The following is a 14,900-nucleotide window of genomic DNA, read 5'->3' on the forward strand; positions in this document are numbered from 1 at the left end:
CACCACTCCGCCGTCATTCCCGACGGCACGGGCGCGGTCGTCGGCCGTTCACCCGTCTACAACGCCCCCGACCCGCCACCCATTCCACCCCCAGCCAACCACCGCACCCGCTCCGCACAGCGCCAACCGGACACCCGACGCACCTGGTGCGAACCCACCCACGAACCAGGGTGCGGCGCGCACTGAACGGCACGAGCCGACCACACCCGCACCAGCCGGACAGGGCGGACCCAGACCACCCTTCGGCGACGGCTACGGCTCCCGGGGGGACACCGGACGGCAACGAAGATTTCTCATTTTCACCGGATCGAGGCCCAAGCCCACCTAGTGTTGGGCACACCGGTGCTAGTCACGGAGTTGGCCACCCGAACGACGTCCCACGCAGTCAGCGGACGAAAAGTGAGGGAAGACGCGTATGAAGGCAACAAGAGTTCTCATACCGGCAGCGGGCAGCATCGTCCTCGGCGCGCTGTTGCTGCCCGGCACCGCGCTGGCCGACACCACCGTGTCACCGGCCACCACGCCGGTCGGCGGAACCGTCGTACTGACCGCGACAACCTGCAACCCGGCGTCCGGCGACGCGATCTTCCACGTCACCGGGCCCGACCGCGACCAGAACGTCCGCTCCACCACCGCTGCGGCCGGCGGCGGCCTGAGTGCGGAGCTGTTCACCGCCGGGTTCACCCTCGGCACCTACACGGTGGCCGCCACCTGCGGTGACGGTACGCCCGATGGCAGCGCGACCTTCACGGTCACCCCGATCGGCGGTGCCGCGGCCGGTGGCCGTGACGGCACCGACGGAGCCGGGACGGTGGCCACCGGCGTCACCCTCCTGGCCACCGCGCTCGGCGGGGCCGTGATCCTGGCCCGGCGGCGTCGCCACGCCATCACCGCCGCGACACACTGATCCGCGGTTCACCCCATCCATCCTGCGGCGGGTGCCCGTACCGTGCTCCACGGTGCGGGCACCCGAGGTGAGGCCGCAGGCGAAGCCCTCCCCTCTCGCCCCGCCACGGCGGGCACCGGCGAACGGAGGTTCCCGTGCGGGCGTACCACCTGGGCAAGGTCCTGATCGTGGTGCTCGCGGTGGCGGGCCTCGCGCTGGTCGGCACGGGCGTGACCCGGTTGCCGGCCCGACCTCCGCAACCGTCCGGCGCGGCGGCTCCGCACCGGACGGCGCCCGCACCGGACCTGCCGCCGCTGTCCCGGGCCGACCCCGTCGAGGTGCGGATCCCCGCCATCGACGTACGCGCGCCGCTGGTCGCCGTCGCCGCCGACGCCGCCGGGGCGCTGGAGGTGCCGCCGCTGGACCTGCCCAGGGTGGCGGGCTGGTATCGGCCCGGCGTCAGCCCCGGCGAGACCGGCAACGCGGTGCTGGTGGGCCACGTCGACTCCCCCGCCGGGCCGGCCGTCTTCTTCCACCTGGGACGGCTGCGTCCCGGCGACATCATCGAGGTCGTCCGGACCGACGACCGGTTGGTGCGCTTCGCGGTGGACGGCGTCGAGGCGTACCCGAAGGATCGTTTCCCCACCGACCTGGTCTACGGCCCCGGCGAGGTGGCCGGGCTCCGCCTGGTCACCTGCGGTGGCCGGTTCGATCGGGACGACGGCGAGTACGTCGACAACGTCATCGTGTTCGCCACCCGGGCATCGTGAACCGCGTTTGACCGTCGGGCCCTCGGGAAGAACCGTCACCCCACGGCAGAAACCGAGGAGCGACGATGGCGCAGGCAGCACGGGCCACGAAGCGGACCGGCGCGAGCAAGGGCGGCCCGCCACCACGCAAGGTGGCGGCGAAGAAGGCGGCCACCAGGGCGAAGCGGGCCACCGGGGCCACCGCCGCGAAGACGCCCGACCGGAAGCCCACCCCGACGAGTACCCGCGTCGCCCGCAAGAAGGCGGTCTCCGCCACCGCCACCCCGGCCCGACGGCCCACCGCCAAGGCGACCGCAGCGAAGAAGACCGCTCCGGCCGGCAAGGCGCCCGCGAAGAAGGCGACGACACCGGCGAAGGCGTCCACCACGAGGGGACCGGCGACGAGCGCGAAGCGGGCACCGACGAGGAAGACCTCGGCCACCCAGGCCGCCGCCTCCCAGCCCCGTTCCGCCGGTACGGCACCAGCGAAACGGGGCAGCACGATGGAGACGTTCGGCAGCCGTCGAGGCGCTCGCAGCAGCGCCCGCTGACCCACCGCCCGAGGCCGATCGGCGGTCACACCGACGGATGGCGTGCGGTCGCCCCGATGCTCCCGGCCGACACCACGACCGGGAGGATGGTGCCGTGGCCAAGCGAGACAGACGAACAGGTGACCCGGCCGGGACGATCGGGACGTGCCCGTGCGGGCAGGGTCTTCCGTACGTGGACTGCTGCGGTCGGCTGCACCGGGGCGAGGCCGACGCGCCCACCGCCGAGGCACTGATGCGCTCCCGGTACGCGGCCTTCGCCGTGGGCGATACGGCCTACCTGCTACACAGTTGGCACTCGCGCACCCGGCCCCCACGGCTGCACCTCGATCCGGCCCAGCGGTGGACCCGGTTGGAGGTGCTCGACACCGAGGGAGGCGGACTGTTCGACAGCACCGGCACCGTACGGTTCCGGGCCCACTACCGGGAGGGACGCGAGCCGGGCACGGTGACCGAACGCAGCCGTTTCGTCCGCGAGGACGGCCGGTGGGTCTACCTGGACGACGAACCCGGCTGAAGCGAGTCACCCACCAGCGGCCTCCCGCCCGGCACGCGTCGTCTCCGGTCACCTCCCGCCAGCACCACCGCGATCACCAGGTACGGCACGGCGGCGACCGCGAACGCCACCGGGTTACCCGCCACGGTGGCGACCAGGCCGTACCCGGCGTACACGCCGATGACGGTCAGATCGGTGCCCATGCCGGCGAGCGAGGTGACGGTGGCCCGCCCCGGCCCGACGATCCGGTTCTGTAGCCGCGCCTCGGCCAGCACCGAGGCCAGTTGCAGGCCGCAGAAGGCCACCGCCAGCAGCCCGAAGGCGGCCGGGTGTCCGGCCAGCGCGCCGACGGCCAGGGCCACCGCCGAGCCGACCAGCAGCAGCGCGTACCCACGGTTGCCGAGGCGTTCCCCGGCCGGGGCGAGCAGACCGCCGATGATCTGCCCGACCGTGAGGACCAGGAGCAGCAGCGGCACGGTCGTCAGCGCGACGCCGGTGTCGCGGGCCAGCAGGGGCGTGTACTCGTCCAACGCGCCCCAGACCGCACCGACCCCCGCGACGAGCAGCACCGCCCGGCGCACCGACCGGTCGCCGCGCGCCTCGGCGATGCCCGCCCGGAGGCCCTGCCACCAGCCGAGTTCGTCCTCGTCCCCAGCCGGTGGCGCACCGGCGTGCGTCACCGTGCTCCCGGCTGTCGTCCCCGCCCCGCCTCCGACCGGGGCGGAGACGACGGTCCGACGGTGTTCCGGGAAACCCACGGCGGCCGCGCAGGCGAGCAGGCAGGCCGCGACGCTGGCCGCGCCCACCGCCGGATAGCCCCCGAACCCGAGCACCGGACCGGCGAGCACGATCGACCCCAGCACCCCGACGGTCCCGGCGGTACGCGCCCGGCCGATGACCCGGGCGTACCGGTCGGCGACACCGAGGCGGTCGAGTTCGTCGAAGACCAGAGCTTCTGTCGCGCCGGAGGCCAGCGCACCGCCGGCGCCCCAGAGGACGAACCCGACGGCGAACGCCGGATAGGACGGTGTGAGGATCCACAGGGCGAAGCCGGCAGCGGAGCACAGCGGCGCGAGGCAGAGCATCCGCCGTCGAGAGGTCGCGTCGGCCCAGGCTCCGGAGGGCACCTCGAGTGCGATGCTGGCCAGCGACCAGATGACGAAGAGCGAGGAGATCTGCCCTACCGACAGGCCGGTGTCGGCGAAGAGCAGCGCGTACACCGGGTAGAGCAGCACCAGGTCGGTGAGGAACGCGTACGCGTAGAGCGTGCCGGCCAGACGGCGGGCACGTGACATGGGCGAGGTCATCGAGGCCTTTCACATGGGACGGGTCACGGACGCCGGAGTCACGGTGCCCGTGGCGGCCCTCGGCCTCGGAGGTCGGATCAATGTCGCCAGGTCATGGCGCTGATGTTAGTGCATCCGGCGAACGGGTTTCACCCGCTGTCGCCCGCTGTCCGGGCGGAACGGGACCGCAGGTCGGCCCCGTTCCACCCGTCGGTCAGCGCTGCTCGTCGGCCTTCGGCAGGACGATGGTCGAGTCGCTGTCGGCGGCGTCCGGCTGCACCGGCACCGACGCGGGGGTGACCACCTGGGTCGCCTCCGGGTCACTCGCCGAGGCTGGCGACGAAGCCGGATTCTCGCGCGGCAGCGCCGTGGTCACGTCAGGGTCGGCGAGACGGTCGTGTTGCTCGGCATCGCCAGTGGCGTCCGGCTGCGTCGGCGGCGCGGAGGTGATCACCTGGGTCGCCTCCGGGTCACTCGCCGACGACACCGACGGCTGCGACGGAGCGGGATCCTGGCGCGGCAACAGCGTGGTCGGCTCGGGGTCGGGCCGGGTGACGACCTGGGTCGCCTCCGGGTCGGCGAGGTGGTCCACGGTGTCGTGACGGCCGGCGGAGTAGGCCCGGGCATGCTCGGCGATGGTCCGCGACTCCTGCTCGGCGCGGGCGAGCCAGGTCTCCCACCGGCTCTGCATCGGACGCACCAGACCGCCGCCGACCCCGACCACGAGGATGCCGCCGATGGTGGCCAGCACCGCGATCAGTACCGGGGTGGTCACCGCGGTGGCGACCCCGATCTGGTCGAGCGCGGCGATGACGCCGAGACCGATGATGAACGCCGAGGCGACGGTGGCCAGCAGCCGACCGTAGGACAAGCCGCCGAGAGCGGCGGAGATGATGTCCTTCACCGCACTGGCGATGGCGGCGGCGACGACCACGATGACGATCGCCACGAAGGCGCGCGGCAGCCAGGCGATGACCCCGCCGATCAGGTCGGAGATCGGGTTCGGACCCCAGATCCCGAAGGCCAGGTAGAGGGTGAGCAGCAGGATCCCGTAGTAGGCGAGCCGGGCGACGATGTCACTGGCGTCGTATCGGGATCGGGCCAGGGCCCGGCGGATGCCGCCGCGTTCGACCGCGCGGTCGAAGCCGACCCGTTCCAGCAGCCGGTTCACGACCTTCAGCGCGGCCTTGGCGACCAGCCAGCCGACGACCAGGATCGCCACGAAGGCCAGCGCCTTGGGCAGGAAGAGAAGTATCGAACGGAGGGTGTCCCCCACCGCGTCACCGAAGTTGTCTCGCATCGGATGGTCCTCCACAGGGGGCGGGTGACTCGTCTGGCCCGACCTACCCGACCGGCGGGAACCAGAAACACCGCCCCTCCGTGTGCGTCCGCCCGACTGACAGACTCCGACCCAGGACCGGGGTCCTGGGTCGGAGTCTGGGACGGGTCTTGTCGGGTGCCGATCAGACGAAGTTCACGTCACTGCACCACATGTAGGCCTGGTCGAGGTGCGAGGCCTGCCAGATGACGAAGACGATGTGGCGTCCGGTGTAACCGGAGGTCGAGACGTTGAACGAGATGTTCTGCGACGGCGCGTACCGGCCGGTCTGCGTGATGAAGTCGAGGTTGCCCCACCCGAGCTGCTGGGTGGTCGGGTCGAACCCCTGCTTGCTGACGTAGACGCGGAAGAAGTCGGCACCGTGGCTGGCCTGGTCGTACAGGTGGACGGTGAAGTTGCTGCCGACGTTGGTGGCCCGCCATGCTCCCGGCTGGTTCAGGCTGTTGTTGCGGGACAGCCCGTTGCTGCACAGCTGCCCGTCGGGCGTACGGGCCTCGAACTGCCCGCCGAGGCCGTCCCGCAGCGCGCTCATCCAGTTCCACATGGTGTCCGGGTTGGCCTGGAAAGCCTGGTAACACATCGGGTCCTGCTGCTGCATGTCCGGGTTCGTGTGCTGGCTGCCCCAGCTCTGCCAACACTGGTAGGCACGGGAGGCCGGGTTGATGATGGTGCCGTGCGCCTGGGCCGGGCTGGCCCACGGCAGCACACCGACGATCATCGCGAGCAGCACGGCAAACGCCCGAAGTGGCTGGCGGACGGCTGACCGGGATCCGCCGGTGTGATCGGGCCTGCGTGAACGCATGTGCGTCCTCCGTTCCTCGGTGGTATCGGTGTGGGAGCGCTTCCACCGACAGAGAAACATTGACGTACATGAATGTCAACAATGATCTTATTTGGTATCACTGTGGACTGAGGTGTCCCGAGTCGCCGCGAAAGCCCGCCAATGCCGCATCTACCTGCGACGATGGACCACTCCGACACCCTCTTAATCATCCGAAGAACTTCCAGGATCGAAACTTTCGGCGGTTGACTACGCACCGCCCATAGTGCATCGATCCGGCATCACCGTCCACCCGGACCCTGGACCCCACCCCAAGATCCGCGCAACTTCCCTGATGTTGCTGCATCAATAGGAGTTCAGGCAGCAACATCCCTGAAGTTGCGCGGATCTTGGGGTGGGGTGGGGTGGGGGTCAGCCTGGGCAGGTGTAGGAAACCTCGGTCGCCGCCTGCACGGGTGCCGGCGACACGATGTTCACCGTCGCGGTCTCGGTGGTGCTGCCCACCCCGGTGAAGGACCAGCGCAACGTCAACTCGACGCTACGCTGTCCCCACCCGACGCGCTCGGTGAGCAGGGCACCCGGCGCACTGCCGGTCCGCAACCACTGGTACTCGATCACCCCGGCGCGGCCGTTGGTCGAAACGGTGGCGACCACGTCGACGGTGACGTCGCAGCGCTCACCGGCCGGTCGGGGCACACTCGCGGTCACCTCGGTGATCTCCAACGGACTGAGCCGCTGCCAGATCCACAACCCCGCCACCACGAGCAGCGCGAGGCTCAGCACGCCGGAGAGCACGGCGGTCAGGCGGCGCAGGGTCGACGGCCGGCGCGGCGGCGGCGCGGCGACCGGCCAGGCCGGTGCCTCCGGTGGGGCCACCGGCACGCCGGGACCGAACCGCACCTCACCGCCGCCTACGCTGGTGGGTGCGGGAGCATTGCCGGTACGGGTGACGTCCGCCGTCCCCGCCCACGACGCCGTCGGCGCGCCGCCGCCACCCCACGCCGTGGTCGACCTGCCACCACCCGACGCTGTGGTCGGCTCCGCACCGCCAGATGACATGGTCGCCTCGTCGCCACCCCACGGCGTGGTCGACCTGCCACCACCCATCGCCACAGTCGGCTCGGCACGCCCCATCGCCGTGGTCGGCTCGCCGCCACCCCACGACACGGTCGCCTCGCCGCCACCCAACGCCATGGTCGGCTCGGCACCACCCATCGCCATGGTCGGCTCGGCACGGCCCAACGACACGGTCGGCTCGGTGGCGCCCCACGACATCGTGGGGGCCGGTCCGGAGGGCGGGTGTGCGGGCAGGGTGACGGATGGCTCGGCCGGCACCCGTTGGGTGGGCAGGGCCTGCGTGGCGTCGTCCGGCTGGTTCACCGCTGTCGTCTCCTGCGTTCGGTGGGTGCGTACGGGTTCCGGTCAGCCGGGCGTACAGAAGGAGTAGAGGGTCACGTACCCGGCCCCGCCGGTGGTGGTGTTCCCGGCAGCGTCGGTGGCCACGACCGACACCGGAATCCGAGTGCTGTCGCCGGGCCGAGGCAGATCACCGAGCACACCCCGGAACTGGCCGCTGCGCAGCGGAGCCATGCTCTGCTCGTACGCCCGCCCCTCCAGCGTGTAGCGCAGACGTACCCGCAGCTCATTCGGGCCGGTGGTGTCGTCGGCGACGAGCGCGGTGACCGTGCTCGAGGTCGGCCCGAACGGACAGCCCGCCGGATCCAGCTCGGTCGGACTCGCCGTGACCCGGTTGACGGTGGGCGCGGTGGTGTCCGACGGCGGCGCGGGGCTGGTCGACGACGTGGGCTCCGGCGTCGCGCTCGGGGTGGTGTCCGTCGGGCGTACCGACGGGCTCGGCTCGACCGACGTGCCGCCGGTCGGGACGGCTCCGGGGCCGGTCGGGGTGGGTGGAGCCGGGGTGTCGGCCGTCGGCTCGTCGACCGTGGGGGTGGGCTCCGGCGCGGCCGGAACCACGCCGGTCGGTGCGGTGGTCAGATCCGTGCGGGTCTCGGTGGACGCGGACCCGACCTCCGACGGGTCGTCCTTCGCCGCGTAGCTGAGCCCGGCACCACCGACCAGCATCGCGGCCACCAGGCCGGTGCCGACCAGGACCGCCCGGGACCGGCCGGTCCGCCGAGGTACGGACGGCTCGTCAACCGCCGTTGACGCTGCCGACGCGCTGAGGGTCGTGCTGGCCACGCTGATGCCGCCGCCGTTGCCGTCCGGGAACGGGAAGAGCGCCGCCAGCAGCGCCGCCCGACGCGCCAGCTCACGCCACCCGTGTTCCTCCCAGTCGGCTCCGTAGGCACCGACGGCCACCTCCTCCAGGTTGGCGAGGAAGACCTGCGCGGGTTGTGGCCGGTCATCGGGTCGTTTGGCCATCCCGGCGCGCAACAGGCCGTGCATCGGGCGCGGCGCCTGGTCGGCGGGAACCGGCGCGTTGAGGTGCTGCCCGCGCAGGGTGATCAAATCCCGCCCGTCGAACGGTGGGTGGCCGGTCAGGCATTCGAAGAAGGTGGCGGTGGCGGCGTAGATGTCGCAGGCCGGGCTCGCCGGGGCACCGGACCACTGCTCGGGGGCCATGTAGCGGGGGGTGCCGGTGACCGTGCCACCGGAGGCGGCACCGGTCGGCATGGCGATGCCGAAATCGGCGAGCTTGCTCGTGCCTTCGGCGGTCACCAGCACGTTCTCGGGTTTGTAGTCACGATGCACCACGCCCCGGGCGTGCGCCGCGCCGAGCCCGGCCAGGGAGCCCTTGAGTACGCAGAGCGCCGACTCCGGCGTGGTGGGGCCCTGCGCGCGCAGCATCTGGCGCAACGACACGCCGTTGACCAGTTCCATCACGATCGCCGCGCCGCCGGGTGCCTCGACGTACTCATACAGGCGACAGATGTACGGGTGGTCGATGTCGGCGAGCAGCCGCGCCTCGGCCCGGAAGTCGGCCCGCACCGGCTCGTCGTCAGCCGCCGCGGTCAGGTACTTGATCGCCACGGGAGTGCCGGTGGCGTCGTGGACGGCGAGGTCGACACTGCCGGAGGCACCGGCACCGAGCCGACGGACCGGGGTGTAACCGGATACCTGCCAACCGCTCATGTCGCCACTATCCGTCTCTGGCGCAAGTGGACACTGCCGCAGCACACGCGATCATTATCGTCACCGTCACCGGCGACGCCATCAGCCCGGTGGGTGTACCGACCCCACCGGGTGGCTGCTTGCTGACCCGTCCTGCGGGCACCGTGGCTGAGCTGCGGCGACACCTGCGGCACCGGCGGTTGACCGGGGTGTGCGAGCCGACCGGGGCCGCCCCGCACACCCACCCCGTCGACTCAGGACCCGACGCCGACTCGTCCGGCGGAGTCGGCGGCCACCACGACCGTCTCGGCCGGTACCGGCTGCCCGGCCGGTCGCACCCGCCGCGCCGGAAACGTGGACGGGTTGATCCCGACCGACGGGACCGGCCGCCACAGCAGGTTGACCCGGTGCCCTCCCGGACCCGACGGGCGTTGCCAGACCCGGTAGCCGAGTCGGCGATAGAGCCGGACGTCCTCGTCGCCGTGTACCTCCGCGTAGCTGGGCAGGCCGAGGCCGTCCATGTGCCGGTGACTGCCGGCGAGGACGGCGGCGGCCTGGCCGGCCCGGTCGGCGTCCGGCGGCGCGGCGAGGAACGCGAGGTGGTTGTGCGCCTCGACGGGACGCCGCGCCGCGAGGACGGTGTCGACCTGACGGAAACGCACGGCGTGCTCCCCGCCGACGTCGTCGAGGCGCTCGTCGTAGCGGGGCGGCGGCGGGATCGGGCGGTAGCGGTGGAACCAGACGGTGGCGGCGGTCCCGTCCTGGAGCAGGAACGCGTCGCCGAACAGCAGGGCGTGCTCGGTCCAGATACGTGCGACGGCGGCGATCACGGCGGGGCGTCGTCGCTCGTCGGGCACGAGCCAGGCGCCGAGCGAGGTCGGGGCGATCGTGGCGGTGAGCAGATCGACGATCCAGTCGAGATCGCACCATCGGGCACGGTTGACCGGCGGGGTGACGTGCATGGGCACTCCTGGGGAAGCGTGAGCTGGCGAGGACGTGGTTGTCCGGGCACCGCGCGACAGGCGGGTGGCCGGGACGGTCGGCGGCGTACGGCCGACGTGAGCTGGTGCCGCGCGACCGCGACGACGAGCCGGGCGGGCGCGCCGGTCAGGCCGGTCGGGTGTCCGGGCGTGGCGCGCGGGAGGGCCGGCGGCGGGTACGCGCCGACCGGGACACCCGACCGCTGAACGACGGCGGTGACCAGCCGGCCGCCGCCGTGTCCGCCGGGCCGTTGTGCGGGGTCGGGGTCTTGTCGACGCCGCTGCCGGCGGGTGCCGGGGACAGTGGCTTCTGGCCCGGCGAGCGCTCGGCCTGCCGGTCCCGGTCGGACTGGCCACCGTCGGCGACCTCGTCGCCGACCTGCGATCGGATGGCTGCTGCTGCCGGGACGACGCCGTGGCGGGTGACGCGGTCGGCGGACGGAGCCGGTGCGACGCCGCCTGGTCGCAGGTCGACCGGCCCCGGTGTGTCCGGCGGCGCGGGGCCGACTGCCGGTGCGCTCGACGCGGTGGGATCGGGTTGCGGGATCGGTTCCGTCGGCGTCGACGCCGGAGTGGGCTGGAGCGGGCCGACCACGGGTTCCAGGAGGTCGAGCACCGGCTCCAGCAGGTCGAGCACGGGCGTCAGGTCCGGCTGGCCCCGGGGCGGCTCGTCGGCCGCCTGGTCAGGCGGCGTTGCCCCGTCCCCCAACCCGGGGGCGGCCGGCACCACTGCCGGCTCCGACGGAGTCGGCTCGATCGACTGTGGATCGTGACGGGTCCGGTCGGGTAGTGGCGCGTCGTCCCGCGCCGGCTGCCCGCCGACAGAGCGCGTCGGCTGCTCTGCGGGCTCGGCGACGGCGGAAGGGCCGGACCGCTCCCCCGGCGGTGTCTGGTCGGAGGGCGGATCAAGCAGGACCCGGACGAGATCGGCAGCCGAGGTGGCCGGGGCGGCCGAGGTGGCCGGGGCCTCCGGCGCGGCGGCCGACGGATCCTCGGCGGCGTGGGCGGAAGAGGTCGCGGCGAGGTTGTAGGCGCACCAAGCCGCTGCGGCGACCACCGCCAGGAATCCAAGTCGGAGGATCACGGGTACGAGGCCACGCCGTCGTGTCGTCACCCGGCGCCTCCTGTACCCGAACAATCACCGCCCACCCGCGAGACACCCTAACTCACTGCGATCAAACGGTCACGGTCGATCGGCGTGTCGGTCATTGCGCCCCACTGGTACAACCAGTTGACGGGTTGATGTGTCCCGGGCCACACTGCGGAGCATGGAATTCGCCCCCGTGACTCGGGCCTCCGTCTCCGACCTCGTCTTCGGACAGTTGCGCGACGCCATCGTCAGCGGCGCCTACCGCACCGACGACCCCCTGCCCGGCGAGCGGGAGCTGGCGGCGGCCTTCCAGGTGAACCGCCACGCGGTACGGGAGGCCCTGCGCCGGTTGCAGCAGCTCGGCCTGGTCCGGGTCAGCCAGGGTGGCGCGACCCGGGTGCTGGACTGGCGGGTGCACGCCGGGCTGGACCTCGCCCTGTCGCTGGTGCGCTCCGGCGACGTCCTGCCGGTCGCCACCCTGGTCCGCGACATGATGGACATGCGCGCCTGCATCGGTGTGGACGCGGCCCGGCTGTGCGCCCGCCGCGCCGACGCCACCGCGCGGCGGCGGATCGTGGACGCGGTCGAGGAGTTCGCCGACCTCGCCCCCGACCTGACCGCCATGGGTGAGGCCAACATCGCCGTGTGGCGGCTCATCCTGGACGGCTGCGGCAACACCGCCTACCTGCTGGCCTTCAACAGCCTGGTGGCCGGTGCCCTGGCGGTGGCCGAGGTGCCACCGGCGCGACGCGCCACCGAGCTGCTCGACGTCACCGGGCACCGCCGGTTGGCCTCGGCCATCGCCGACGGCCGGGACGTCGAGGCCGCCGAGCAGGCCCGCTCCCTGCTCACCGCCCCGCTGACCGCGCCCACCAGAAAGGACAGTCGAGCATGATCCCCGCCGTGCTCTACGCCATCCCCGCGTTCCTGCTGCTCATCATCGTCGAGGCGCTGTCGTACCGGTTCGCGCCCGACGACACCGAGCGGGGCTACGAGGCCCGGGACACCGCCACCAGCCTCACCATGGGTGCCGGCAGTCAGGTCATCGGTGTGCCCTGGAAGCTGCTCACGGTCGGCCTGTACGCCGCCGCGTACACGATCTCACCGTTCAGCCTCTCCCCCGGCGACTGGTGGGTCTGGGTGCTGTTGTTCTTCGCCGACGACTTCGCCTACTACTGGTTCCACCGGGCCCACCACGAGGTCCGACTGCTCTGGGCGGGGCACGTGGTGCACCACTCCAGCGTGTTCTTCAACTTCTCCACTGCGCTGCGCCAGAGCTGGACGCCGATGACCTCGCTGCCGTTCTGGCTCGGCCTGGCCCTGCTCGGCATGCCGCCGTGGATGATCTTCCTTCAGCAGTCGATCAGCCTGCTCTACCAGTTCTTCCTGCACACCGAACGGATCACCGTGCTGCCCCGACCGATCGAGGCGGTGTTCAACACCCCCTCGCACCACCGGGTGCACCACGGCTCGAACACCGAGTACCTGGACCGCAACTACGGCGGCATCCTGATCATCTGGGACCGGCTGTTCGGCACCTTCCAGGCGGAGGGGGACACGGTCCGGTACGGCCTGACCAAGAACATCGGCACCTACAACCCGCTGCGGGTGGCGACCCACGAGTACGCGGCCATCTGGCGGGACCTGCGCACCGCCCGGTCCTGGCGGGAGCGGCTCGGTTACCTGCTGCGCCGCCCGGGCTGGCAGCCGGTCCGGTGAGCGCCGCGGTCGGCTCCGGCAACGGCCGGAGCCGACCGGCGGTGGTGACCACTGTGGGCTACCGGTGCCCCTGGTAGAGGGCGTCTATCTCGTCGGCGAAGTGCTCCCGCACGACCTCACGCTTGATCTTCAGGGTGGGGGTGAGTTCACCGTCGGCCTCGGTGAGATCCCGGGGCAGGATCCGGAAGGCCTTGACCTGCTCGGCTCGCGAGACGCTCCGGTTGGCCCGCTCGATCGCGGTCTCGATCTCCCCGCGCAGCGTCGGATCGTCGCGCGACGCCGCCACCGAGGCCCCGGAGCGTCCGTGCTGCTCCCGCCACCGCGTCCACGTCCGAGGGTCGACGGTGACCAGCGCGGCGACGTACGGGCGACCGTCGGCGACCAGCATCGCCTGGCTGACCAGCGGATGCTCCCGGATGCACTGCTCGATCGGTCCGGGGACGACGTTCTTGCCGGCGGCGGTGACCATGACCTCCTTCGTCCGCCCGGTGATCCGCAGGAAACCGTCGTCGTCGATGCGGCCGAGGTCGCCGGTACGCAACCACCCGTCGTCGGTGAACGCCTCCCGGGTGGCCTCGGGGTTGTTCCAGTAGCCGCCGAAGACCACTTCTCCCCGGGCCTGGACCTCACCGTCGTCGGCGACGCGGATCGCGACCCCGGGCAGTGGCCGACCGACCGTGCCGATCCGCATCGCCGTCGGCAGGTTCGCGGTCAACGCCGGTGAGGTCTCGGTCAACCCGTACCCCTCCAGGAGCGTGACGCCCGCACCCCGGAAGAAGTGCCCCAGCCGCTCCGCCAGCGGCGCGCCACCCACCATGGCCGTGCGGCACCGCCCGCCGAGGGCGGCGCGCAACCGGCGGTACGCGGCGAGGTCGAACACCAGGTGCGCCAGGCGAAGCAGCCCGCCCGGCCCGCGCGGCGTGTCCAACGCCCGGCTGTACCGCACGGCCACCCGCTCGGCGAGGCCGAAGAGCCATCCCCGGTGCGCGTCCTCGGCGGACTGTCGGGCATGGTCGTGCATCTTCTCGAACATCCGGGGGACGGCCAGGATGAACGTGGGTCGGAAACGGCGCAGCTGGTCGAGCACGCTGGAGAGGTCGGCGCTTTGCACCATCGTCGCCCGGATCCGCACCACCCCGATCTGGATCAGCCGGGCGAACGCGTGCGCCAGCGGCAGGAACAGCACCGTCGACGCACCCGGATGCAGCAGTTCGGGCAACACCGCGACGGCGTTACCGACGTCGGCCGAGAGGTTGCGGTGCGTCAAGACGCAGCCTTTCGGCGGCCCGGTGGTGCCGCTGGTGTAGACGATCGTGGCGATGTCGTCGCCGGTCACCGCGGTGCGGCGGGCGTCCACCTCGGTGGCGTCGACGGCACGGCCCCGCGCGACCAGGTCGATCAGGTCACCGGCGTCGATGCGCCAGGTCTGCCGCAGCTCGGGCAGCTCCGTCCGCATACCGGCGACTGCGGCGGCGTGGTCGGCGGTCTCCAGTACGCAGCCGACCGCGCCGGAGTCGCCGAGCATCCAGCGGATCTGTTCGGTGCTGGAGGTGTCGTAGATCGGCACGCTCACCGCGCCGATCGCCCAGAGGGCGTAGTCGACCATGCTCCACTCGTACCGGGTGCGGCTGAGCAGACCCACCCGGTCGCCCCGGGTGATGCCGGCGGCGACGAAACCTCGGGCCACCGCCAGCACATCGTCGCGGAACTGACGGCAGGTCACCGGCAGCGGGCCGCCGACGGAGCGGCGGACCGGCCACGACCGGGGGTCCGGGTCGGGCCGGATGAACTGCACCGCGTCCGGGTCCTCGGCCGCGTTGCGCCACACCTGCTCGGCCAGGCCGCCTTCGTCGCCCCTGACGATCGGCTCGACCGTTGTCTCCCGCACGCCCGTCCACCTGCCGTCGCGTCACCGCCGGCGTTGCCGCCACCGCCCTCCATGGTCGACCTCGAC

General features: G+C 72.2%; 14 protein-coding genes and 1 pseudogene. 6 read left to right on the forward strand and 9 right to left on the reverse strand.

Going from position 1 to position 14,900, the window contains the following annotated elements; translation table 11 throughout:
* From FF096_RS26715 to FF096_RS17300, 3 genes are all read left to right on the forward strand, one after another.
* The coding region (locus tag FF096_RS26715; RefSeq protein WP_230462701.1) for a hypothetical protein at positions 1 to 186 on the forward strand (186 nt) is incomplete at its 5' end.
* 229 nt (positions 187 to 415) lie between these two features.
* The gene (locus FF096_RS17295; protein WP_155219548.1) at positions 416 to 907 is read left to right on the forward strand and encodes a hypothetical protein; all 492 of its coding nucleotides are present in this window, start codon (positions 416 to 418) and stop codon (positions 905 to 907) included.
* A 134-nt stretch (positions 908 to 1,041) separates the two neighbouring features.
* The gene (locus FF096_RS17300; RefSeq protein WP_309223476.1) at positions 1,042 to 1,656 is read left to right on the forward strand and encodes a class F sortase; all 615 of its coding nucleotides are present in this window, start codon (positions 1,042 to 1,044) and stop codon (positions 1,654 to 1,656) included.
* On the opposite strand, the gene FF096_RS17305 is transcribed toward FF096_RS17300, so the two are convergent.
* Positions 1,628 to 2,215 carry a hypothetical protein gene (locus FF096_RS17305; protein WP_155219551.1) on the reverse strand — a complete coding sequence of 196 codons (588 nt, stop codon included), beginning with the start codon at positions 2,213 to 2,215 and terminating at the stop codon, positions 1,628 to 1,630. The two genes, FF096_RS17300 and FF096_RS17305, sit on opposite strands and share 29 nt — an antisense overlap.
* Before the next feature lie 65 nt (positions 2,216 to 2,280).
* Here FF096_RS17305 and FF096_RS17310 point away from each other — a divergent pair, with 65 nt between their 5' ends.
* Positions 2,281 to 2,700 carry a YchJ family metal-binding protein gene (locus tag FF096_RS17310; protein WP_309223477.1) on the forward strand — a complete coding sequence of 140 codons (420 nt, stop codon included), beginning with the start codon at positions 2,281 to 2,283 and terminating at the stop codon, positions 2,698 to 2,700.
* Here FF096_RS17310 and FF096_RS17315 read toward each other — a convergent pair.
* The 7 genes and pseudogenes from FF096_RS17315 to FF096_RS17345 form a co-directional block, all read right to left on the reverse strand.
* Entirely contained in the window at positions 2,676 to 3,986 is a 1,311-nt protein-coding gene (locus tag FF096_RS17315; protein WP_155219554.1) for an MFS transporter, read from the reverse strand. The genes FF096_RS17310 and FF096_RS17315 overlap by 25 nt on opposite strands.
* A gap of 529 nt (positions 3,987 to 4,515) precedes the next feature.
* Positions 4,516 to 5,265: pseudogene (locus tag FF096_RS17320) on the reverse strand (hypothetical protein); the annotation flags it as partial.
* A gap of 163 nt (positions 5,266 to 5,428) precedes the next feature.
* Positions 5,429 to 6,034 carry a lytic polysaccharide monooxygenase gene (locus tag FF096_RS17325; protein WP_309223478.1) on the reverse strand — a complete coding sequence of 202 codons (606 nt, stop codon included), beginning with the start codon at positions 6,032 to 6,034 and terminating at the stop codon, positions 5,429 to 5,431.
* 462 nt (positions 6,035 to 6,496) lie between these two features.
* Positions 6,497 to 7,465, reverse strand: a complete 969-nt coding sequence (locus FF096_RS17330; protein ID WP_309223479.1) for a hypothetical protein — start codon at positions 7,463 to 7,465, stop codon at positions 6,497 to 6,499.
* 42 nt (positions 7,466 to 7,507) lie between these two features.
* The gene (locus FF096_RS17335; RefSeq protein WP_155219560.1) at positions 7,508 to 9,178 is read right to left on the reverse strand and encodes a serine/threonine-protein kinase; all 1,671 of its coding nucleotides are present in this window, start codon (positions 9,176 to 9,178) and stop codon (positions 7,508 to 7,510) included.
* Between the two features lie 233 nt (positions 9,179 to 9,411).
* Positions 9,412 to 10,119 (reverse strand): hypothetical protein, encoded by a 708-nt coding sequence (locus FF096_RS17340; protein WP_155219563.1) that lies wholly within the window; start codon positions 10,117 to 10,119, stop codon positions 9,412 to 9,414.
* Between the two features lie 145 nt (positions 10,120 to 10,264).
* A complete protein-coding gene (locus FF096_RS17345; RefSeq protein WP_155219565.1) occupies positions 10,265 to 11,221 on the reverse strand; it encodes a hypothetical protein in 957 nt (318 codons plus the stop codon).
* A gap of 184 nt (positions 11,222 to 11,405) precedes the next feature.
* On the opposite strand from FF096_RS17345, the gene FF096_RS17350 reads away from it, so the two are divergent.
* On the forward strand, positions 11,406 to 12,122 hold the full coding sequence (locus FF096_RS17350; RefSeq protein WP_155219568.1) for a FadR/GntR family transcriptional regulator: 717 nt from the start codon (positions 11,406 to 11,408) through the stop codon (positions 12,120 to 12,122).
* Positions 12,119 to 12,946: a sterol desaturase family protein gene (locus FF096_RS17355; RefSeq protein ID WP_155219571.1), complete on the forward strand. Its 828-nt coding sequence runs from the start codon at positions 12,119 to 12,121 to the stop codon at positions 12,944 to 12,946. Before FF096_RS17350 ends, FF096_RS17355 begins: the two co-directional genes overlap by 4 nt.
* Before the next feature lie 58 nt (positions 12,947 to 13,004).
* Here FF096_RS17355 and FF096_RS17360 read toward each other — a convergent pair whose 3' ends face one another.
* Positions 13,005 to 14,834 carry an AMP-dependent synthetase/ligase gene (locus FF096_RS17360; protein ID WP_309223480.1) on the reverse strand — a complete coding sequence of 610 codons (1,830 nt, stop codon included), beginning with the start codon at positions 14,832 to 14,834 and terminating at the stop codon, positions 13,005 to 13,007.
* Positions 14,835 to 14,900 lie beyond the last annotated feature (66 nt).

This window comes from Micromonospora sp. CP22 (assembly GCF_009712475.1).
Classification (GTDB): Bacteria; Actinomycetota; Actinomycetes; order Mycobacteriales; family Micromonosporaceae; genus Micromonospora.